Source organism: Affinundibacterium nitidum, from assembly GCF_014284155.1.
In the GTDB taxonomy this organism is placed as follows: Bacteria; Pseudomonadota; Gammaproteobacteria; order Burkholderiales; family Burkholderiaceae_D; genus Undibacterium; species Undibacterium nitidum.
The window spans coordinates 187260-209079 of the sequence record NZ_JACOFZ010000002.1 but is presented as its reverse complement, the minus strand read 5'-3'; the positions used below and the strand labels follow the sequence as shown (position 1 = coordinate 209079).

14 protein-coding genes are annotated in these 21820 nt (G+C 47.9%); 8 read left to right on the top strand and 6 right to left on the bottom strand.

The genetic code is table 11. The annotated features are described in order from the left end of the window. Nucleotides 1-18 precede the first annotated feature (18 nt). Nucleotides 19-798, top strand: a complete 780-nt coding sequence (locus tag H8K36_RS08430; protein WP_230404489.1) for a MetQ/NlpA family ABC transporter substrate-binding protein — start codon at nt 19-21, stop codon at nt 796-798. Between the two features lie 62 nt (nt 799-860). Here the strand turns inward: H8K36_RS08430 and dxs are convergent, their stop codons facing one another. From dxs to H8K36_RS08415, 3 genes are read right to left on the bottom strand one after another with little or no spacing between them, the layout of a single operon-like run. After that, on the bottom strand, nt 861-2699 hold the full coding sequence (dxs, locus tag H8K36_RS08425) for a 1-deoxy-D-xylulose-5-phosphate synthase (RefSeq protein WP_186916089.1): 1839 nt from the start codon (nt 2697-2699) through the stop codon (nt 861-863). A gap of 2 nt (nt 2700-2701) precedes the next feature. Continuing rightward, nucleotides 2702-3589 carry a polyprenyl synthetase family protein gene (locus H8K36_RS08420; protein WP_186916090.1) on the bottom strand — a complete coding sequence of 296 codons (888 nt, stop codon included), beginning with the start codon at nt 3587-3589 and terminating at the stop codon, nt 2702-2704. After that, the gene (locus H8K36_RS08415) at nt 3586-3840 is read right to left on the bottom strand and encodes an exodeoxyribonuclease VII small subunit (RefSeq protein WP_186916091.1); all 255 of its coding nucleotides are present in this window, start codon (nt 3838-3840) and stop codon (nt 3586-3588) included. Before H8K36_RS08415 ends, H8K36_RS08420 begins: the two co-directional genes overlap by 4 nt. Nucleotides 3841-4115: 275 nt before the next feature. On the opposite strand from H8K36_RS08415, the gene H8K36_RS08410 reads away from it, so the two are divergent. Then, on the top strand, nt 4116-6764 hold the full coding sequence (locus H8K36_RS08410) for a DUF1631 family protein (protein WP_186916092.1): 2649 nt from the start codon (nt 4116-4118) through the stop codon (nt 6762-6764). Between the two features lie 16 nt (nt 6765-6780). Beyond that, nucleotides 6781-7167: an SMU1112c/YaeR family gloxylase I-like metalloprotein gene (gloA2, locus tag H8K36_RS08405; protein ID WP_186916093.1), complete on the top strand. Its 387-nt coding sequence runs from the start codon at nt 6781-6783 to the stop codon at nt 7165-7167. Nucleotides 7168-7310: 143 nt separating this feature from the next. Here the strand turns inward: gloA2 and H8K36_RS08400 are convergent, their stop codons facing one another. From H8K36_RS08400 to H8K36_RS08390, 3 genes are all read right to left on the bottom strand, one after another. After that, nucleotides 7311-8849, bottom strand: coding sequence for a glycosyl hydrolase family 18 protein (locus H8K36_RS08400; protein ID WP_186916094.1), 1539 nt, complete (start codon nt 8847-8849; stop codon nt 7311-7313). A gap of 94 nt (nt 8850-8943) precedes the next feature. Next, nucleotides 8944-10365, bottom strand: coding sequence for a glycoside hydrolase family 19 protein (locus H8K36_RS08395; protein WP_230404419.1), 1422 nt, complete (start codon nt 10363-10365; stop codon nt 8944-8946). 129 nt (nt 10366-10494) lie between these two features. Then, nucleotides 10495-12873, bottom strand: a complete 2379-nt coding sequence (locus H8K36_RS08390) for a chitinase C-terminal domain-containing protein (RefSeq protein ID WP_186916095.1) — start codon at nt 12871-12873, stop codon at nt 10495-10497. Between the two features lie 751 nt (nt 12874-13624). On the opposite strand from H8K36_RS08390, the gene H8K36_RS08385 reads away from it, so the two are divergent. The 5 genes from H8K36_RS08385 to H8K36_RS08365 all read left to right on the top strand — a co-directional run bounded on the left by H8K36_RS08385 (nt 13625) and on the right by H8K36_RS08365 (nt 21710). Next, nucleotides 13625-15289: a DUF1800 domain-containing protein gene (locus H8K36_RS08385; protein WP_186916096.1), complete on the top strand. Its 1665-nt coding sequence runs from the start codon at nt 13625-13627 to the stop codon at nt 15287-15289. Next, nucleotides 15286-16638, top strand: a complete 1353-nt coding sequence (locus H8K36_RS08380; RefSeq protein ID WP_186916097.1) for a DUF1501 domain-containing protein — start codon at nt 15286-15288, stop codon at nt 16636-16638. Before H8K36_RS08385 ends, H8K36_RS08380 begins: the two co-directional genes overlap by 4 nt. A 61-nt stretch (nt 16639-16699) precedes the next feature. Further along, nucleotides 16700-19525 (top strand): DUF4214 domain-containing protein, encoded by a 2826-nt coding sequence (locus H8K36_RS08375; protein ID WP_186916098.1) that lies wholly within the window; start codon nt 16700-16702, stop codon nt 19523-19525. Nucleotides 19526-19728: 203 nt separating this feature from the next. Next, complete coding sequence (locus H8K36_RS08370; protein ID WP_186916099.1) at nt 19729-20952, top strand: sensor histidine kinase; 1224 nt, start codon at nt 19729-19731, stop codon at nt 20950-20952. Nucleotides 20953-20960: 8 nt separating this feature from the next. Further along, nucleotides 20961-21710, top strand: a complete 750-nt coding sequence (locus H8K36_RS08365; protein WP_186916100.1) for a LytR/AlgR family response regulator transcription factor — start codon at nt 20961-20963, stop codon at nt 21708-21710. Nucleotides 21711-21820 lie beyond the last annotated feature (110 nt).

The window sequence follows — 21820 nt, the reverse complement described above, 5'->3', positions numbered from 1 at the left end:
GCGGCATTGCCTGCGCTTATGGCAGGCATCGCTTTCGTATGCACTAGCCACTTGTCTGTGGCGCATGCGCAAGCGACTGATACCTTGACCATCGCCGCTAGCCCAGTACCGCATGCTGAGATTTTGGAGTTCGTTAAACCGATCTTGGCAAAGCAGGGTGTCGACTTAAAGATCAAGGTTTTTACCGACTATATTCAGCCAGGCGTGCAAGTGAATGAGAAACATCTCGATGGCAATTACTATTTGCATCAGCCTTTCTTAAACGAGTTTAAGAAAAGTCATAAGAATGATTTGCAGGTAGTGATCGCCAAAGTACACGTCGAGCCATTTGCTGCTTACTCAACGAAATACAAGAAGCTCAGTGATTTGCCAAATGGCGCGACAATCGCCATTCCAAACGACCCTTCGAATTCGGGGCGCTCTTTGCTGCTGTTGGCGAAGCAAGGTTTGTTGAAATTGAAGGACCCGAATAATATCTCCGCGACCAAGCGCGATATTATCGAGAATCCAAAGAATTTCAAATTCAAAGAACTTGAAGCAGCAACCTTGCCACGTATTTTGGGGCAAGTGGATTTGGCTTTGATTAATACGAATTACGCGATCGAAGCGAAATTGAATCCAGTCAAAGATTCTTTGTTTATTGAAGACGCAAATTCACCGTATGCGAATCTCTTGGTGGCACGCGACGACAATAAAGATCGCCCAGCCTTCAAAAAACTAGCTGCGGTATTGAACTCGGCGGAAGTGAAGAAATTTATTCAAGAACGCTATAGAGGCGCGGTAGTACCAGCGTTCTAATAAACGATAGACGTATTAATTTGCGCCAAGCCAAGTCACATGATTGGCTTGGCGCAGAACGATTAGCCGAAGCGCTTACGAATTGACAACTCAATACCTTCGGCATTCAATCCACATTGAGCTAGCAAAAGAGCAGGGTCGCCATGATCGACGAACTTGTCTGGTAAGCCCAGCATCAACACCGGTTTAGCCAAGCCTATTTCGGTCAAAGCTTCAGCCACCGCAGACCCAGCGCCACCCATGGTGCAACCTTCTTCGATGGTCACGATATTGTCATGACGGTTGGCGATGTCTTTGATCATCTCGATATCGAGTGGTTTCACAAAGCGCATATTGACCACAGTCGCATCAAGATTCTCCGCTGCTTTGAGTGCGGGATGCACCATAGAACCAAAGGCGAGGATGGCGACTTTCGAACCCTGACGTAGCAAATCGGCTTTGCCGATCACAAGATCTGTCAATGTGGCTTCGGTTACTTTACCGATACCAGCACCGCGCGGATAGCGCACTGCGGCTGGACCTGGATAGTGATAGGCCGTCGTCAGCATTTGACGACATTCGTTTTCATCAGCAGGCGCCATGATCACCATGTTCGGAATACAGCGTAAGTAGGCGAGGTCATAATTACCTGCATGCGTGGCGCCATCCGCACCCACTAGACCTGCGCGATCCAAGGCGAAAGTCACATCGAGATTTTGCAAAGCGACATCGTGGATCAATTGATCATAGGCGCGTTGCAAGAATGTCGAATAAATAGCCACTACCGGCTTTAAACCTTCGGTCGCCATGCCTGCCGCGAAAGTGACGGAATGTTGTTCAGCGATGCCGACGTCGTAATAGCGTTTCGGAAAACGCTGCTCGAATTCAACCATGCCTGAGCCTTCGCGCATCGCAGGCGTGATGCCGATGAGTTTTTCATCTGCGGCCGCCATGTCACACAACCATTCGCCAAACACTTGTGTGTACGTTTTTTTGGCGGGTGTGGCAGCAGGTTTGATGCCTTCTGCAGGATTGAACTTACCTGGGCCGTGATACAAGATTGGATCGGCTTCTGCCAACTTGTAGCCTTGTCCTTTTTTCGTCACTACATGTAAGAACTGTGGGCCTTTCAGATTCTTAATGTTTTGCAGTGTTGGAATCAAAGACTCTAAATCATGGCCATCGATTGGACCGATATAGTTAAAGCCAAATTCTTCGAACATGGTGGCTGGCACGATCATGCCTTTGGCGTGTTCTTCAAATTTACGTGCAAGTTCCAACATCGGCTGCGGCAACACAGATTTGCCGACATTGCGCGCCGCTGCATAAAACTTGCCGGACATTAAGCGTGCCAAGTAGCGATTCAATGCTCCGACTGGTGGCGAGATCGACATGTCGTTGTCGTTTAAGACCACCAGCATATTGATATCATCGTAGACACCGGCATTATTCATCGCTTCGAAGGCCATACCTGCAGTCATGGAGCCATCGCCAATGATGGCAACCGCATGGCGTGACTCACCCTTGGTGCGGGCGGCTAGTGCCATACCCAGAGCGGCAGAAATCGATGTCGATGAGTGCGCAGTGCCAAAGGTATCGTATTCACTTTCACTGCGACGCGGGAAGCCTGAAATACCGTTGAGTTGGCGCAGACTATGCATTTGATCGCGGCGGCCCGTTAAGATTTTGTGCGGGTAAGTTTGATGACCAACGTCCCACACCAAACGATCTTCGGGCGTGTTGAAGACATAGTGCAAAGCGATTGTGAGTTCGACTGTACCCAAATTCGATGATAAATGACCGCCTGTTTTAGAAACCGATTCGATCACGAAATTACGTAACTCATCGGCCAACGCAGGTAGTTGCGTGCGGCTGAGGTTGCGCAGGTCCGATGGTGAGTTGATAGTGTTGAGTAAGGACATTGTTATGCTTTCCGCTGAACGATCAAGTCTGCTAAATCATGCAGATGCTGGGCGGATTCTCCGAAAATAGCCAAGGCTTGATGTGCATCCTGGCAGAGCTGTTGTGCTAATTGTTGTGATGCTTCCAAACCTAATAATGACACGTAAGTTGGTTTGTTGTCGGCGGCGTCTTTGCCGGCCGTTTTGCCAAGCGTAGCGGAATCCGCCGTGGCGTCGAGTACATCATCGACGACTTGGAATGCGAGACCAACCGCAGCCGAATACGCATCTAAAGCCGCAATTTCATTGGTCTCTAAACGCTTACCACTCATCGCACCAAGAATAACCGAAGCACGTAGTAGTGCGCCTGTCTTTAAGCGGTGCATTTGTTCAAGTTGTTCACGTGTTAGTGAAAGACCGACGCTGGCTAAGTCAATTGCCTGACCGCCGCACATTCCTACTGAACCGGAGGCCTGTGCTAACAGTTGAATCATCGGCAGTTTTTGATCAGCATTGGCTTCAGATTCACTAAGTACTAAAAATGCTTGCGCTTGTAGTGCATCGCCGACAAGTAATGCCGTTGCTTCATCATATTTCTTATGAACGGTGGGTTTGCCACGACGAAGCGCATCATCATCCATGCATGGCATGTCATCATGTACTAAAGAGTAGGCATGAATCATTTCAACCGCACAAGCTGCTCGTGAGAGTAGTTCTTGAGGCGCATTGAATAGTTTGCCTGCTGCAAACACTAAGAGTGGACGCACGCGCTTACCACCGTCTAAAACAGCGTAGGCCATTGCTTCATGTAAACGCTGTGGCGTGGCTTGTACTGATGGTAAATATTCTTGTAAGGAGACTTCGACTTCACCTTGTATGGACTTCATCCATAGCTGAAACGTCCTGCTCATGCCTGACCCTCATTGCTATCTTCAGAATGAAAGGCCTTTAACATGCCGGCATCGAGGATCTTGACCTGTTGTTCTACTTTTTCTAATTGTGCAGCACAAAATTGAATCAGTTCGGAACCACGTTGATAAGCAGTCACTGACGCTTCAAGCGGAAGTTGACCGGATTCCATTTGTGAAACCAAAGCCGTGAGTTCGGCCATTGCTTCTTCGAATGACGCTGGTGTCACACTTGGGGGTAATTTCTTTGACATAGATTACTTTGCAAGGTAGATTGCAGGAGTGGCAAGCTAAACCCCGTATTTTAGATCAAAGGGGGCTTGCTATGGGGGATATCCATTAAGTCGACTTAGTGAGATTGCATTATAAAAAATCATGTTTTTCACGTTTGGGCTGTTGACACGTAAAAAAATGCTTAAAAAATGAGCGAAATTGCGTTTCAAACATTTCCATGTGGAAATAAAGTGGATATAGTCAAGGTTGTGTAGAGGCGCAATTTTGGCTTGACGGAGCAGTGTTGGAACAGTTTATGTCGACAAATCAAGCAGATCCGAAGTTATCGGGTAAGTTTTCTAAGGCCGAATACAAAGTGCCTTTAGAGAAGCTCGAAACCTGGCAGGCCCTGATACAACAGGCTTGCCAACTATGTGCGCCGCAAATCGAGCCATTTGCCGGTCGTTTGTCGCATGCCCTATTTGGGCAATCAGAAGACGCCAGTGATTCCAAATTAGCCAATACCTGCTTTCACGGCGCGCAGCTACTGAAAAACAGCACCTACACCTATTATTATTTATGCACTGCCGCTTTAGAGAAAATACTCAAATCGGAAGTGAAAGAATTTACACATAGTGATCCAAGCACACGCGCCGTCAAAAGTACAGAAGGCGAAGTGGAAATGAGTTTGGTTTCCTATGAGGAAATGGAACTTAAGCTGAGCTATAGCCGTGCCAGCCGTTCCTTAGAATTAGCGCACGCCGAGCCACTAGCAGCCTTGAATATGCGATTTGCCAGCATGCTTGGTCTGGAAAGCGTAGGTGTCGCGCAAAACCCTTTCCGACCTGAAGTCTTCTTGCGTGCGTTAAATAGCGCGTGGTGTGAATTCAATCCTGATACCAATTCTCATGCTCTCGTTTTACCTTTGTTGAGTGAGTTGGTGTTTGACTTGGCACCTGTGTATCACGCGTTAAATGAACTGCTTGTGGTACGTGGCGTGCTGCCTGATCTGCAAGAGACTTACCGCATGAAGCGCAAGCAAGCTGGTGTTGACGCAGAGCGTGTGGGTGAAGCAGTCAAGAATGAAGTCGCCCGTAAGCTTGAACAGTATTTTGCAGGCCAAAGTGCAGGTCCAGAAGCGCATGCGGCACAACACCAACAAGCCGTCCTCGCTAGCCACGGCGGCAGCGTTTCTGGTGCAGGCTCCAATACTGGCATCAGCGGTGGACATCAGCCATATGCTTTTTCTACAGAGGCAACTAATTTCAATCCTGCGAGTTCGGAACTATTCCAATACCTCGCTGGCGTACAAAAAAATATGGCGATCCATCAACTGGTCGCTGGTGCACAGAATGCCGTGCGTTTGTCGCAGATCCGTCAGGAAATGCCGAACGTCTTCCATACTGGAGTTGAACGTCACACCTTCGATTTGTTATCGCATGTGTTTGACGGTGTCTTTGGTAACCAAGATATTCCTGATCCGATCAAAGATTTAATTGGCCTGTTGCAGGTGCCAGTGCTTAAAGCCGCTTTGATGGACAAGGATTTCTTCTTCCAAGATAGCCATCCTGCGCGTCGTCTAATTGAATTGCTGTCCAAATACAGCGTCTCACTCGACCCTGAAAAAGGGCAGGAAGATCCTTTATTCCAGGCGATGCAACGTAATGTCATCCGGGTGCAAAAGGAGTTCGATCAACAACTGAGTTTGTTTGATGAAGTCGTCAATGATCTCGAAAGCTTCATACAAAAAGATGAAGCCGCCACGATTGATGCTTTGCAGGCGCCGATTAATCGTGCGATTCAGCGTGAGAAATTCAAACAAGCAAGTATCGCTGCAACGCATGAAGTCTCTTTGCGCATTGGTACAGGTGAGGTGTTAGCTTTCGTCGAGACCTTCCTCGAAAACCGCTGGACTAAAGTGCTAACGCTTGCCTATAGCGTGCGTGAAGAAAAACCGCATGCGGTCGAAGATGCAATCAAGACTATGGACGATCTGATTTGGAGCATTAAGCCAAAGATTACCTTGGCGCAGCGTCAGGAAATGATTAATCGTTTGCCTGGGATCTTGGCACGCCTCAACAAGTGGTTGAGCCTGATCAAATGGGAAGACGCAGACCGTGTACAGTTCTTTGCTGACCTAGCGGAATGCCATGCTTCAATTGTTCGTGCGCCTCTTGAATTGACGCCAGAACGACAAATGGAGATCGCAGTCGAGGCTGCGAAAATTGCCACTGAACGTCGCTTAGAAAAACGCGCTAAAGCAGAGGCAGAAGCAAAGGCAAAAGCCGAGGCTGAGGAAGCGGAAAAAGCGCGCTTAGTCGCCATGGCGATTGAAAAAGAGAAGGCGAAAGCACAAGCACCAGCAAAATCTTCATCTCAAACAAGTGCAGGCGAAGGTACAGGAGTTGGCGCAGGTACAGGAGTTGGCTCAGGTGCAGGCTCAGGTGTAGGCATAAATACCGGCGCAGTGACCACGGAAGCTTCAGGCACAGTGACTCACTTGGCGGGCACAGCAGTCGACAACAGCCCAGTCGCAGGTCTATCAAGCGCGACATCGTCGACGACGCCAATTGAGGGAGCAGTGCCGAGTACTGGCTTGGCTGAAACTGCACTGGCTCCAGTTAATGAAGAATCGATTATCGCTAAAGTTGAAAAAGCGATTGAAGATGCGGAAAGTTTGGTTGCATCTCTTGAACGTGGCATGTGGGTGCAGTTTGAAAAACGTGACGGCACTCACCAAAAAGTGCGCTTAGCTTGGGTTAGTCCGATGCGTAGCTTGTTTATTTTTACGTCGAGTCAGAAAGAGAAATCCTTCTCTGTTGCTGTCGATGAGCTTGAGCGTAACTTCCGTGAGGCACGTGCTCAGATCGTTTCCGTCGATAACGTGGTCGACAAAGCTTTGTTAGACGCATTGAACAAGCCTGTCGCTGCTGTGAGCGAACCAGAAATAGCAACAGTGAGTTAGTTCGGTATTCGATCACATGAAACTCAAAGGTATTCATCACGCCGCGATTATTTGCGGCGATTATCCTCGTTCAAAACATTTCTATTCCGAGATTTTGGGTTTGCCCATACTGGCCGAACAGTATCGTAGTGAAAGACGCTCCTACAAACTAGATTTGGCTCTGCCTGATGGCACGCAACTTGAGTTATTCAGCTTTCCTGATGCGCCACCACGGCCGTCATATCCCGAAGCGCAAGGCTTACGGCATCTTGCGTTTGTGGTTGAGAATGTCGATGCCGCGAAATCCGATCTGGAAACTGCTGGTGTCGCTGTCGAAGCGGTGCGGATTGATGAAACAACGGGCAAGCGTTTTACTTTCTTTGCTGATCCCGATGGCTTACCTTTAGAGTTGTACGAAGCTTAGGTTTGCTCTGTGTATGAGTTGTTTAGTGTGAGCCAAAAGTGTGAACAAAAAAGCGGATGAGGTCCCCCATGCTTGGGGACATAACGAGACCTCATCCAGGCTTCAAAAAATTGCTCTCATGTTGCTTGCTTAGGGGCGCTCAACTACTGACGCACGACATTCATGGCCTTGATCAAGGTGCCTTGCGCATCGTCACCATCTAAAGACCAACTAAACATACCACCTAAGCCTTGCGCTTTTATATAGGCAGACTTGGTGTTGATGACAGCAGGGTCGTCGTAGCTCCAAAACTCATTGCCGTCATAACTCCACAATTGTTTGGTCACTGGATGCACATAACGTGTGGCGCGTTTTTGTACTAAGACTTTGTAGTCATCGACGCCCGCTTCATAGGTGCCTGCGGCTGGGCTGGTCGCTGCTTGATACAGTCCATCTCCTTTAGGCCCCGCTTTCACGCCTTTCCAGCCACGACCATAGAATGGAATACCGACGATAATTTTTGCCTTAGGCATTCCAGCAGCAACTAGCGCAGCCACCGCATCATTGATATTGTATTTGATCAAATCGCCAGTCACTGGCGCTGCACTATCACCATACAAAGCCGATTGGAAATTAGTTGGCCCTACCGTTTCCCAGCCACCATGGAAATCGTAGCTCATGATATTGACCCAATCGAGGTAGCTGCTGTACAAGCCAGGCTCGGTATTGCGGATCTTATCGACGCCAGAGCCAATCGCAGCAGTGAGATAGTAACGACGTTTGTTGGCAGCAGCTAAGGCATCGAGTTGTGTGCGGAATTCTTTCATCAGCAAAGTGAAGTTTTGTTTATCACTCGGGTCGTAAGCATTACCAGCCAAGCCACCGCTCACTGGATATTCCCAATCGATGTCAATCCCATCGAAAATGCCTTTGGCAACACCAGCACCACCAGCACCTTCAGCAACAGGCAAATTACCTTTGACGTAGAGATCGATGCACGAGCTGACCAGCGCTTTCCGGCCTGCATCAGTGCGGGCGAAAGTGCTAAAATTTTTTGACCAGGTCCACCCGCCAAGCGAGATCATCACTTTCAAGTTTGGATTACGTAATTTCAGTTTCTTGAGTTGGTTGAAATTGCCTTTTAGTTTCGCATCCCATGTATCGCCTACGCCATCGACCGATTCATTGGCTGCAAAACCTCGTTGATAGTCTGCCCAACCATCACCACCATCGCCGTTACCATTTTCAGCGCGGGTCACGATATTGCACCGACCGTCCGCATACACATTACCAAACGCATAGTTGAGGAAAGTGAGATTTTTATCGCCGCCAGTATCGACTAAGTTGCGTAGTTTGTAGTTGCGACCATAAATACCCCATTGCGCGAAATACGAACCGAGATGTTTGCCGACGGTAGGCTTAGGCTCGGGAATGCCGCTACCATCGCCTCCTGGAGGCACTGTTGGTGTGCACTCGCTCGCTGGGCGCTCCTCCCACGGACCCCATTGATTGCTGCCAGGGATTTCGTTCTGGGTGTACCATTTGGCGCGCCAAGTCTTGCCTCCATAAGTTGAATAGAGGCCTTGGGTGTAGACACTTGCGCTGTTCCAAGGATTGCATTCGGCTGCGCTGGCGAGATTGCTGAGTGCCATGCTGGCGCAGGCGATCAGGAGTCGTAAACTCCATTTCCATTGTTGTTTCATATCGTCTCCGGTTTTCATGTTGTCACGCAATGCCGTGCCATTGCGTGTTGGTCGTTGGGATTGCCTTAGCACGGCGATGTTGATCTTTGATCGCTTACTTCAAAGTCACTTTGAAGTAGTACTCGACACATTTCACGTAGTCACCCGACTTCAGGGCATTGAACGGTGTTTGGTAATTCACCAGTTTGCAGGCGTAGCTTTTGCCATCAGGGCGGCTAGAGTCGTAGCTCCAGTCTTGTTCCCAATTGAGTAGTTGCGCGCCAGCGCCATTGTTGGGAAATGGTTTTTGTGTGGCGCAGCTCAAGGCTTCAGTATTTGGCACAGGCGCTGCAAGGTAGTTGGCCATACTCTTGTAGTAGCTAATCCGATTCGTGGCTTGCGGTTTGTCGGTGCCAGAGTTGCATTCGATACCGCCATTGATGATATTGATGGTTGCACCAAAACCAGCACTGATATTGGCCGCAGCGTCGGCTGCATTCGGTTTCCAGGTTCCATCAATCACGTGCAACATCGATGGTTTAGGTGGTTGTGGATAGACGTAGAAAAAGACGGCAGAGGCTAGATTTAACCAGGTGTCAGATACCAATTCGGGCTTATCGAGTAAGGTACGTACAGTGCCAAACATGGCATCTGAGAAGGGACCGTAGTTGTAGTTGTACGAGAGTTGTTTGGCGCCGCGTCCATAATATTTCTTCCATGTGCCATTCGGGTTTTTACCGCAAGCCCAAGTTTGACCTTGCCATGTACTCGGGTCACATTCAGCGTTGTAACCACAGCTAGTGTCGTCGTCACGGCAACCTGCTTCGCGCAAGAAGTACAAGCCTTGACGCCATTGCGGAATAGGCGAGCCTGGATCGTGTGCACCGGTTTCTTGAGCGAAATGCGCGAACATGGTGGCCAAGCCTTTACGACAAATGGCATCTGCATTCCGACCATCGCTGTAGTCGTCGCAGACTGCGGGGAATTTAGCAATGGCTTGCAGGAAGCGCGTATAGGTGTAACTGGCATCGCGTATCGCAAATAGGGTTTGCCAATCGGTGCTGCTGACGATTCGTTCAACACGTTTAACGTTGATCGGGTTAGCAGCACGACCAGGTTGTACGGCTTCGACCGAGGCGGTATCTAAGGTGCGTATCGAGGCTTTGATTTGTTGGAATAATGTGCTCGAAGTTTTGGCTGCTTCATCTGCTTGTGCCTCTTTCAAAGTGGGAATACCTTTGGGCGTGCCGCCGTCAGGCGGAGTCGTTCCTCCGTTAAAGGTACATTCCCCTGTGGGACGCGCTTCCCAAACATCGTTCCTTCCTGGCTCGTTGTTTTGTGTCCACCATTTGGCACGCCAATTGGTTTTGTTGGCGACCACATAGTCACCATTGACATAGACTTTGCTCGCTTGCCAATCACTGCAAGTGGGCGTTGCTGGTGCTGCATCTGCTTGACTGGCGGCGAGGCTGAGCATGCTAATACTCAGCAATAGTCGCCACAAGCGATGCGGTTGGTATGTGAATCTTGAAGTCATTTTTGGTCTCCTATTTTTTAGGCCAATGAAAAGTTTGAATGCGAAGCAAACAAAGCGAACGTAGTAGATCTCCCTCCATCAAGTCGATGGAGAGAGTGCATACAAGTTTGTGTTACGACAGAGTGAGTCTTATTTCACATAAGGGAGGTAAGGCTGTTCGCTGCGAATAGCGTAGGCTTTGCCATTAATGGTGACCGAGAAGTTCGTCGGCCCCGAGATCGGTAAGTAGTACACCACAGCCAGCGTCGTGCTTGCCCCTGGAGCGAGGCTGCTCCAACTTGGCAACTTCACTGACACGCGATGAAGATCACCTTTAAGACCACCAATATTGTTTCCTGCATGACCACTGGTGATCACTTTTAAGCCGAAGCCAGATTGATCCGCCATGGTATTGGGCGTGGACGTGGGAATGTCGAATTGAAATTCCGTACCACCTGGTAGTGCAAAGCTTGAATTATTGGTGATCTTTAGATTCGGATTGATCGGGTAATTTGCATCGCCCAATTTGTAGTCGAGCAATTCGAATTTCAAATCGATCGCACCGATCGTCGTCGCTTGTGTGCTGCGTTTATTGCCATACTGTGATGCGGTTTTAAAAGCATTATTGAACACACGGGTTAGGGTCGAGCCTATAAAGTATTCACCTCGGCCGTTGTTGCGTGTCGCATTCCAATCGTAGTCACCAGCCAGTTCCCAAATCATCGCGCCACCAATACCGCGGTCGATGATCCATTGCGCTTTCCTCTGTGCGGAGGTTTCATCTTCCGTGGAAAGGAAAACGCCTTTCTGCGCGTTCCATAACCATGGTGCAACGAGTGTCGCATCGTAGTAGCGAACATAACTTCCACTTAGACGATCATCGGCATCGGTGTTCGGAGTCAAACCATAGCTAGCGATATAAGTTCCGGCTTGGTTACGCTCGAGATTTTTTGCATGCCATAAAGGATTGCCACCGCCGCCTAACTCTTTGCCTTGTTCATCAAGGTCATGCCAGATATTGTCGATGCCAACAGCACCGTTACCACAACCAGTCACACCGGTTGGACAATTACTACCTACGGATTTACCCCACAAGCCATTGCTGCCACCAGTGACATTGCGCCAGCCGCGGGTGTAGTAGGGAATGCCCATGTTGATGCGACCGGCTTGTAATTCGCCACGATAATAGTGGAATGCCCAATCGGTATTGAGGTAGCCGATGCCACCATATTGCGCAGTGCTATACACGTTCCAATGCGCGAGTTCGGCGTCTTTGCCATCATCGAATAACGCAGCATTCGGACCCACAAATTCATTCCATGCGCCGTGCAAGTCATAACTCATGATGTTGGCGAAGTCGAGATACTGTAAGGCCGCCATGTTCTCCATGCCGCGCAGCAGATAGGCTGATGCTGGTGCTGCAATCGTTACTTGGTAGTAGCGATTGTCGACCGTTGCAGCAGCATCCAATTTCTCGCGTAAAGTTTTGAGCAGCACACTATAGCTGCGCATCAAGCCAGCACGTCTGGCGTTGGCCGTTGTCCAATCAAGTGGGTTGCCAGCATCTTTCATGGTTGTCGGGTATTCGTAGTCAATATCGACACCATCGAAATTATATTTGCGCAAAAAGGCGACAACGGAATCTGCAAACGTGTTGATGCCTGCGGTATTGACGCTACCATCGGCGTTGGTTGTCATGCTGTAAAAGCCACCGCTGTTCACCCGTTTGCCCGTGGCGTCGAAATAACCGCCGGTCTCTGCCCAGCCCCCGACTGAGATTAAGGTTTTGACGCTAGGATATTGCTTCTTGAATTTGTTCAGTAGATTAAAGTGACCCTTATAGGCAAATGCTGGATCCATTTCTGCACCAACCACGCCTGGCCATTGCATGGCAGTTGCTGCGTTGTTTGGATCAGTCTCATTGCCGATCGAAATTTTATTGCTGTTATCAACGTGGGCAAAAGCGAAATTGATGTGACTGATTTTGTCCCAAGGAATTTGATGCGCCAGGTACGCTGGGCTGCCATCTTTCCCTGTGCGCCAACTGGTGAAGTAACCGATGATGCGGCGTTTAAGATTACCCAATTTTTCACGCCCGTTGCTGTCATACGTCAGGCAATAGGGGGCATTTGTGCCAGCAGTAATGCTCATGCCGTCAGGGCGGCAGAGTGCATGCCCCGTCGGAGCGGGAACTGTGGTCAATGCAGGATCACCCGAGCCTCCACCAGTGCCTCCGCCGGTTCCACCACCACAATCACTGACATAGGCCCACGGTCCGTCTGGTGAAGTGGTGGGGGTATTCCCTTGCGTCCACCATTTGGCTCTCCATTCTTTGCTATCGTAGGATGCTGTCATCCCACCTGTATAGACCGCTGTTGCATTCCATGCGCCGGAGGCGCAAGCGGCTAGTGTCTTCGTGCTTAGCATTTTGAAAGGATTATTCGCCTGCGCGGCTGAAGCGTTGCTTGGTAGGTGACTGCCGATAGCGAATAAGATCAGTGTCAAGTGCAGTTGTTTAAATTGTTTCATTGTTCTTCCCCATTGATGACGATTTCTGAAAGTCGGTCTTCAGGTTCACCTTGGGAATTTCAAAGACGAGCAAGATCCTGCAAAAAGATGCATAAGGAAAAATTGTCTTTGAAATTACCCCTCCCTCTTTGCCATCCGATGGACTGATATAGGCAGCGGTGTATGGGTGTTTTCCATTTACGATGAAAAGTGATGCCCAGTCACGCTGTTCAGTTGGCAAAGTCTATTGGCTGCACCCACGCCTCTCTTTATTGATGTAGGTCTATTATGGTTTTGTAGTGGTATTTATTTGGTGTGCATCCAATGTGAGCCAGTGTAGTCAGAGTCTAAGAATAGACAAGTGGTTTTTTGTAATTTATTTTTGTAATGTGTAAATGAATAGATTTATCTATGATCTATTATTTTTTTCTGAAGCGAATAGCTAAACTGGTATGCAGGGCGCAATTCACCCGAAGCGCAGGGCATTTTTCGATTTGAATTTTTCTTTTCAAGTGTCGTTCTGGGTCTGTTCTATTTGCTTATTTTTATTGCACCCTTAATCGATATTGGAGCTGCCCTCGGCGGCGATTCGACATCGTTGGATAAATATATTCTAGCGTTCCCGATTCGACTAAATTCTTTTCACATCGTGTAGACTCGATGAAACAAAATCGTAAATTTGAAGTTGTAAATCATCTTCTCAGATGGAGATGCCGAAGGACTAAAAATTTGATCGCCAGTATATGAATGTTGCTTGATGAGTGAGTACAAAATGAAGAAGCTAATTCTCCAATATAGTGTGGGATTCGTCAGCGTATTGTTGATGATGAGCTGCGGCAAGAATGATTTGACAGAAACGGTATCACACAACTCGGGTGGTCAAGTTGGTGCCCAAGTCGCGCCAAAGTTGAGTTACTACGCGGCCTCACGTTTTGCTGAACAAGTTAGTTTTGGCGCTACACCTGCTTTGGTCGCAGAGATACAAAGTAAAGGTGCCGAAGTTTGGATTGATGAACAATTAGCGATGCCAATTACTGCTTCGAGTATTCCGCGTGAGCTTTTGAATTTTTCCAACCAGGCGGGTGAACCGCCGGCTTGGTTATTTCGTAACGATGAGTTTTGGAATACGGCTCTAACGGCGCCAGATCAGCTTAGGCAAAGGGTCGCTTGGGCTTTGTTCCAGTACATACCTGTGAGCATGGGACAGGCTAATGGCAGTATGGAGTATTACAACGTGTTGCGTCGCAATGCCTTTGGGAATTATGCCAAACTGTTGCGCGAGGTGACGATCAATCCGCATATGGGTTTCTACCTGAATAATGAATTAAACCGCCCAACTTCGCCCCAGTGCCTAGGATGTACACCAAATGAAAATTATGCGCGTGAGTTGATGCAATTATTTACGGTCGGCGTGGTTCAGCTCAATAGCGATGGCTCAGTGATTCGCGATGCGCAAGGCAAGGTAAAAGAGACATATACGCAAAAAGATGTAGAAGAATTAGCTCGTGCGTTAACCGGTTGGCGAGTGCCTACTAATACGACAGGTCTACCCAATCATAGTTGGCCCCACTATGGCCAAGCAATGGAGCCTGAATCCGCGACCTATTTGCATGATAGCGGGCAGAAAACAGTAATGGGTTCAACACTAGCTGCGGGCATGAACGCCTCTACTGAACTTGATGCTGTCGTTGCGCTTTTGTTGAAACACAATAACATTGCCCCGTTTGTTAGTCTGCGTTTGATCCAACATTTGGTCGCTAGTAATCCTAGCCCACAATATCTCGCGCGTGTTAGTGCTGTGTTCCGTAACAACGGCAAAGGCGTAGCTGGAGATTTGAGTGCAGTTGTGAAAGCGATCTTGCTTGACCCCGAGGCGCGTCAGGGCGATGAGCTTGGTCGCAATGAAAAGCAGGCAGGTTATTTGCGTGAACCTGTACTTTGGATGTCATCGGTTTACCGCGGCTTAGGGTGCCAGCATATGACGCATGGAATCTGGGAAAATAATGAGTATGTTGATCAACCAACTAACCAAAATACGATTTCGCCACCAAGTATTTTTTCCTACTATCAAGCAACAGATAGAGCTCCCGGCAGTAACTTGCTAGCACCTGAACAAAAACTGTTAAATACTTTGGAGTTCACCTCACGCCTGAGTAGTTTGTCTTGGCGTTTAGCTGACAAAAATAATCCCTCTTATGCAAACAATCTGCAAAAGACCGGATGTAATTTGGATGAGCTAACGAAAAGTTTTGCGAAGTCTCCGTCTGAGTTTGTGGATTTAATTAGCAAGCGCTGGTTCCGTGGCGCGATGCCAGCTACCTTGCGTAATAGTTTAATTAGTCTCATTAACGGCGAACGCTGGGAAAGCAATGAGGCAGGCGCGATGGCAAGTTTGCAGTTCGCCTTAACGAGCCCGACATTTGGAGTGATCAAATGAAACGACGTGACTTTTTAAAAGCTATCGGACTTCCAACCCTAGCCGGTATTGGCGTCAACACTTTGATGAGTGAGATGCAAACAAGTCAGGCTGCAACAACTGACTATAAAGCGCTAGTCTGCATTTTTTTAGCTGGCGGCAATGATGGACACAATAGTTTAGTGCCCACCGACGCAGCCTATAACGACTACGCTAATGCGCGACCTATCCTCGCTTTACCGAAAGATTCGCTGATTACACTCAATGGCAGTAGTGCAGGCCATAATTTTGGCTTACATCCTGGGCTCGAGCCACTTGCTGGCCTATATAACAAACAACGGTTAGCGTGGATCGCAAACGTTGGTCCGTTGATTGTGCCGTCTACGGCAAGACAAGTTATGGATAAAGCTGTTGCGATTCCTCCTTATTTGATGTCGCATAGTGATCAAACTGCCATTCAACAAGGGTGGGGTGGAGACTTTGATCAAAGTGGTTGGGCAGGGCGAGGATTGGAGTTGATGCCCGCGAGTTATCAGAATAAGTTAAGTGCAGTGACTACGACCTCGGATCGAACCCTAGTATTAGGCAAAAGCTCCAGTGTTTCATTTATGTCTCCAAATGGAGCACGATATTGGGGGAGAGCTGACCTCGCATCACCACAAGGTTATTGGGCTCAGGCACTCAATAATATGTCTAAATTGCAATTTTCGAATCAGTATGAAGCTGAGTACGCACGTACTTTGGATGTGAGTGTGAGTGAGTCGACTCTGCTGACACAAGTCTTTATGAAAGCGGTGACGCCGAAAGGAAATTTCGGTAGTGACGATCTCGCCACGCGTTTGAAATCCCTGGCGAGCGTGTTGCCAGCATTTAAGAATCTTGGTTTCAAGCGCCAAGTGTTCCTGATTAATTGGGGTAGTTTCGACACCCATTATTCGCAACGCGGTAGCGATTCACGGACGCAAGACGCTCAACTAGCATTACTCGGCAAAGCAGTCGCTGCTTTTGATGAATCGATTCAGGCTGTCGGCATGGATACCGATGTCACCACTTTTGCAATGAGTGATTTTGGACGAACCTTGCGGCCTGCCTCAGGAGCTGGCTCAGATCATGCATGGGGAAATCATTGGTTTGTGCTTGGTGGTGCCGTCGCCGGGGGGCAAGTCTTAGGACAGTTTCCATCACTTGTTCTGGGAGGTCCTGAAGATGGCGACCCCGGTCGAGGAGGAAGGCACGTGCCGACTACAAGCACCGATCAAGTTGGGTCGAGCCTGATGCAATGGTTAGGTTTGCCACCATCGCAGCTGAATAACGTATTCCCCAATTTGGCCAATTTCACACAGAAATCTGTGCCAATCTTTAAGGTATAGGGAAGACGAAAATGTCGATCAATAATTTTGTTTGCGTCAGGTTGGGGAAAGGATAAACCGTATGCCAGATTTACACTTAAGTAACGGCAACGATGATTACACACAACCATCGTCGGAAAAAGACAACGGGGTCAATATTTTTGGCGAGGCAGGTGACGACATTATCCGTAGCTATGGCGGTAACGTCTTGGGTGGCAAAGGAAACGACACAATCCAGTTTATTCCAACTCCAGGTCAAACTTGGCGGCAGTTGATTGCTGCTTATTGGGATGGCGCGCCAGGTAAGGTGGTTGTTGATTTATTGGGAGGCTGGGCCCAGGACGGTTGGGGTACGAGAGATACCTTGATCGGTGTTGAAGCCGTCGCAGGTGGAGGCAGCGAGGTCGAGTTATATGGAACAAATAATGACAACAGTTTTTGGATTACTACTGCAAAGAACACTGTCGATGGTCGCGGTGGGTTTGATGTGCTTAACCTTCCTTGGTTTTCAAATACAGCACCCAGTTGGTCCGATTTCAATATCAAGGTAAGTGTTGATGGCAAGAGCGCAGTATTGAGTTCCCCAAAGTCGACCAGTTTCAGTGCCACGATTAGTAATGTGGAAGCCCTATCCATTTGGGATGGTAAGGTTAGCACTCAACGTTCGCTAAGTGACTTCGTCACGGTACAAGACCTTGCGATCGGTGGTTTGGTACAAGGAAATGTGAATCGTTGGAATGCCGCATCACCTGTTGGTACGGCGGTTGAAGTGAGTTTTAGTTTTGTGGCTAAAGCACCAGGTAGTGGAGTTGGTGCCAATCAGTTTCGTGTGTTCACCACAACAGAGAAAGAGGTAGTTCGAAAGATTTTGCAAGATCTTACTAGCTTCACGGGATTGAGTTTTAAAGAAGTCGACGAGAGCAGTGGAACTGTCGGTAGTATGCGATTCGGCGTGAGCCAACAAACAGTGACTAAAGGCACTAGTAATTTTCCCGGAGAGGCGGGAGATGCTGCCGGCGATGTTTGGATGGACATTGAATCCATGTTAAATCTCGCTCCTGGTAGTGAGGGCTATGCAGCTTTGCTACACGAGATTGGACACGCACTGGGCTTGCGGCATCCGAGTAATGTGGACGCCAGTGATCACTATGTGCAAGAAATTCTTCCTGCATACAACCAAACCACTTACACGGTGATGTCTCAGAATTTTTCAAGCGATGGCTTGTTTCCGTCTACTTGGGGAAATATGGATATTTCGGCCTTGCGTTACTTGTACGGTAATAAGGCTCTAAATATCGGCAATTCCACACTGGTCTTGTCTGATGCGCAGGCAAGATCTCAGTCGAGTCTCGTGGACGATGGTGGCGTCGATACCCTTGATGCGAGTGGATCAAAGGTGGGTGTCAGTATTGATTTGCAACCTGGTCATCTCAGCAGTTTTGGCGTCACAGCAAATGGCATACCTGCAGTGAACAACCTGTCGCTTGCGATCGGTACTGTGATCGAAAATGTGATTGGTTCAAATGGCGATGATTATTTACTCGGTAACGATGCTGATAACCGTATCACTGGAAATTATGGGAACGATTGGATTGACGGTGGCAATGGTATCGATACTGCCGTTTTCTCCTCACCCCGAAGTAATTACTTCATTAGTACTGCCTTTGGCAAAACCTTTGTTAGCTCTAGAGATGGTAGCGGCGGTTTTGATACTTTACTCAATATTGAAAAATTACAGTTTTCAGATGGTACGATGAACTTGACAAGCAAGGCCTTGGGCGCAGATGCCGAAGTTGTCGTTGATCTAGGGAATACACTGAACGCCAATTTGCCAGTGTCGAGCGATTTAGATAGCAGTAACGCGACTTATCAATTATTAAAAGGACCAACCATTGGCGTTGCTTCGATCAAGCCGAATGGCGAATTTACGTATCTGGCGAAACCGGGTGCGGTCGCAGATAGTTTTTCTTATACACTGAGTGACGGCAAAGGTAACAGTAATGTGTACACAGTGTTTGTGCAAATTAATGCGGATGTCCAGGCACTCAATGGAAGTGCTGCTAATGATCAATTGAATGGTAGTGAAGTTAATGATTTGATTAATGGCATGGGGGGCGATGATCAACTTTCTGGCGCTGGTGGTAACGATATAGTCGAGGGAGGTAACGGCATTGATACAGCGATCTACCGCGGGAAATTAATGGATTATCGCGTCAAAATCTTTGGCGACATTTACCAGGTTTATTCGAAAACTGGGGTGGACGGTACAGACACTCTTTCTCATGTTGAAAAACTGCAGTTTAGTGATATGACTGTAAATCTAATGGTGCAAAGCTTGGCTGCTACAGCACCAACCGCAAACGTGCAGCGCCTGATGGAACTGTATGTCGCGTTTTTTAACCGCGTTCCTGATGCAGATGGGATGGCGTATTGGATAGGCGAAATGCAGTCAGGGCGTTCCATTAATCAGATCGCTGATATTTTCTACGGTGCGGGTGTGCAATTCTCGAGTTTGACAGGTTTTACGGCAACCATGACGAATACTGATTTTATTAACGTTATTTATAAAAATGTGCTCGGTCGTGCTGATGGTGCCGATGCAGGCGGTCTTAATTACTGGAATGCCGAATTAACCAGCGGACGAGCTAGTCGAGGTTCTTTAGTGTCGACCATTCTCGACGCCGCACATATTTTTAAAGGCGATAGCACTTGGGGCTGGGTAGCGAATTTACTCGATAATAAAATCACAGTCGCAAAGGCGTTTTCCGTCGACTGGGGTTTAGGCTACGCAATACCTGATGATGCAATTAAGCACGGTATGGAAATCGCTGCCGCAGTGACACCAACCGATACGAGTGCAGCACTGAACCTGATTGGCATTAACGGTGCTGACCTCGCCCTGTTTTGAATTGTAGGTGCGTTTTTTAGGCGTGAACAATAAACCTGGCGCAATCTTTTATGAGGAAGAGCCTTCCCTTTCATTCTGGGGAAGGCTTTTTTTTGGGGGACTTCGTCGTTAGTGCTACATTTTTCGTCTTTTGTCGCTTCGCGCTAGAGAAGAGGAGATCTGATCATTTATAGTGAGGGAAATTATTCATTGAATGGAATGTTATGTGGCATAGACTCACAACCTGGTACCACAAGTGGAACGACGAATTGTTAGACGTGTTGGCAGATCCCACACGGGTCCAAACCATAACTGATCCGCGCCGTCGTAAGTTTGCGCAACAGTTGGCCGATCTTTCAGCGATCGAACGTATGCAGATACGCGAGTTTAGCCTGAAGTACAAAGGCCCGACCTTATGGAAATCAATAGCTAAGCTGAGTGTCTTCTTTAGCGTTTGTGGTTTGGGCTTTCTACTCTTTAAACCAAACTTAAATCCGTGGATGTTATTGGCCATTGCGAATTTATTGGGTTGGAGCATGATTGTTTCTCTTTTGGGCGTCTGGTTCAATTATCGTCAAATTAAATCTTCACGTAGCCGTATGGTTGCTAAGATCGTCGTTGGCATGGTGCTGGGTGCTTTGTTTGGAGCTGGATTAGATAGTCTTATTTTTGGGCAGCCCTTATTTGAACGCATGCTGTCAATTGGCCCTTTAGTGCTCAAAGTTGCTCTAGTTTGCGCTTTGGCATTTGTGGTGATGGTAGGACTCGTTGCTAGTTGGCGAAATCAAGCTTACGAAATGATGAATGCGCAACTTGAACTCGAAGCTGAACGCGAGAAAAATGCGCGTCAGCAAAGCGAAACCCAGCTGCGAATTTTGCGTGCTCAGATCGAACCCCATTTTTTGTTCAATACTTTAGGAGCGGTTCAGCAATTGGCGGAACAGGGCGCGCCTCGTGCTGCTGAACTTACACGCAATTTGATTGTATTCCTACGCTCAAGCATGAGTGAAATTCGTTCGGAACGAGTCAGTTTGCAAGATGAATTTCGTATGATTGAGGCTTACCTCAAAGTCATGCAGGTGAGGATGGCACACAGACTGACATTCGAATTAGATTTGTCTGAAGATTTGAAACAGATTGAGGTGCCGAGCATGATGTTATTAACTCTGGCAGAGAACGCGATTAAACATGGTCTAGAACCTTCGATCGCGGGTGGTAAGATTGAAATTAGAGCGAGTCGTGAAGGTAGCGACGTCATTCTCGAAGTCAAAGATAATGGTGTTGGCTTGAGCGATAATCCGGGCAATGGTTTGGGCTTGCAAAATGTGCGTGATCGCCTGCATTTGATGTTTGGTGAACGTTCTAGCTTTGAGATTGCAGAAAACATAGAAGCCGGCGTTTGCGCGGAAATACGATTGCAAGACATTGCAGAACCGAAAGTGAAATAGGGAACAGTATGACCACAAAGATTTTGATTGCAGAAGATGAACCCTTGATGCGCGAGCGTCTGCTTCACCAACTAGAAAAATTGTGGCCAGAAGCGGAAATCGTTCATCAAGCGGAAAACGGCAATGATGCGTGGGATAGCTTTTTGGAATTTCAACCAGAGCTCGTGTTCTTAGATATTCGCATGCCTGGAATGTCGGGCGTCGAAGTGGCAAAGAAAATTGGCACTGCAGCACACATAATTTTCATCACCGCCTACGATCAATATGCTGTTCAAGCATTTAATGCGGGAGCGGTCGATTATCTGTTAAAGCCGGTGGAAGAAGACCGTTTGAGCTTGGCGATTGATCGTGTGAAGCAAAAAATGGCAGTGCCTGTTCCTGATCTTTCAGAGGTCCTTAAAGGCTTAGGCTTGTCGCATTTACAGCCGAAAACCGAAAAAATGAAATGGATTAAGGCCAGCGTCGGTAAACAAATTAAGCTGATCGATATTGATGAAGTGCTGTTTTTTCAATCTGATACCAAATATACGCGCGTGGTGTTGGCCGACTATGAGGCTTTGATTCGCACACCTCTCAAAGATTTGCTCGATGGCTTAGATGATCAGAAATTTTGGCAAATTCATCGATCGACGGTAGTGAATACGAAAGCGATCGCAGCTGCCGAACGGGTAGATGCAGAGCGTATGCAGGTCCTAATAAAAGGGCGCCATGAGAAATTAATGGTCAGCCGAAATTTTACTTACCTGTTTCGCGAATAGGTTTTGCAAGGCGGTTTTGGAATGGTAATTGCATTTTGATATGCCTTTTCCTCCGGCGAAATTGACTTATTGCAATGCTTTTCCCTAAAACGTTTGCAAAACAAGACCTT

What these genes read in the sequence shown, in the direction of transcription:
- H8K36_RS08430 (WP_230404489.1), top strand. Translation starts at nt 19, where the DNA reads ATGGCAGGCATCGCTTTCGTATGCACTAGCCACTTGTCTGTGGCGCAT.
- dxs (WP_186916089.1), bottom strand. Translation starts at nt 2,699, where the DNA reads ATGTCCTTACTCAACACTATCAACTCACCATCGGACCTGCGCAACCTC.
- H8K36_RS08420 (WP_186916090.1), bottom strand. Translation starts at nt 3,589, where the DNA reads ATGAGCAGGACGTTTCAGCTATGGATGAAGTCCATACAAGGTGAAGTC.
- H8K36_RS08415 (WP_186916091.1), bottom strand. Translation starts at nt 3,840, where the DNA reads ATGTCAAAGAAATTACCCCCAAGTGTGACACCAGCGTCATTCGAAGAA.
- H8K36_RS08410 (WP_186916092.1), top strand. Translation starts at nt 4,116, where the DNA reads ATGTCGACAAATCAAGCAGATCCGAAGTTATCGGGTAAGTTTTCTAAG.
- gloA2 (WP_186916093.1), top strand. Translation starts at nt 6,781, where the DNA reads ATGAAACTCAAAGGTATTCATCACGCCGCGATTATTTGCGGCGATTAT.
- H8K36_RS08400 (WP_186916094.1), bottom strand. Translation starts at nt 8,849, where the DNA reads ATGAAACAACAATGGAAATGGAGTTTACGACTCCTGATCGCCTGCGCC.
- H8K36_RS08395 (WP_230404419.1), bottom strand. Translation starts at nt 10,365, where the DNA reads ATGACTTCAAGATTCACATACCAACCGCATCGCTTGTGGCGACTATTG.
- H8K36_RS08390 (WP_186916095.1), bottom strand. Translation starts at nt 12,873, where the DNA reads ATGAAACAATTTAAACAACTGCACTTGACACTGATCTTATTCGCTATC.
- H8K36_RS08385 (WP_186916096.1), top strand. Translation starts at nt 13,625, where the DNA reads ATGAAGAAGCTAATTCTCCAATATAGTGTGGGATTCGTCAGCGTATTG.
- H8K36_RS08380 (WP_186916097.1), top strand. Translation starts at nt 15,286, where the DNA reads ATGAAACGACGTGACTTTTTAAAAGCTATCGGACTTCCAACCCTAGCC.
- H8K36_RS08375 (WP_186916098.1), top strand. Translation starts at nt 16,700, where the DNA reads ATGCCAGATTTACACTTAAGTAACGGCAACGATGATTACACACAACCA.
- H8K36_RS08370 (WP_186916099.1), top strand. Translation starts at nt 19,729, where the DNA reads ATGTGGCATAGACTCACAACCTGGTACCACAAGTGGAACGACGAATTG.
- H8K36_RS08365 (WP_186916100.1), top strand. Translation starts at nt 20,961, where the DNA reads ATGACCACAAAGATTTTGATTGCAGAAGATGAACCCTTGATGCGCGAG.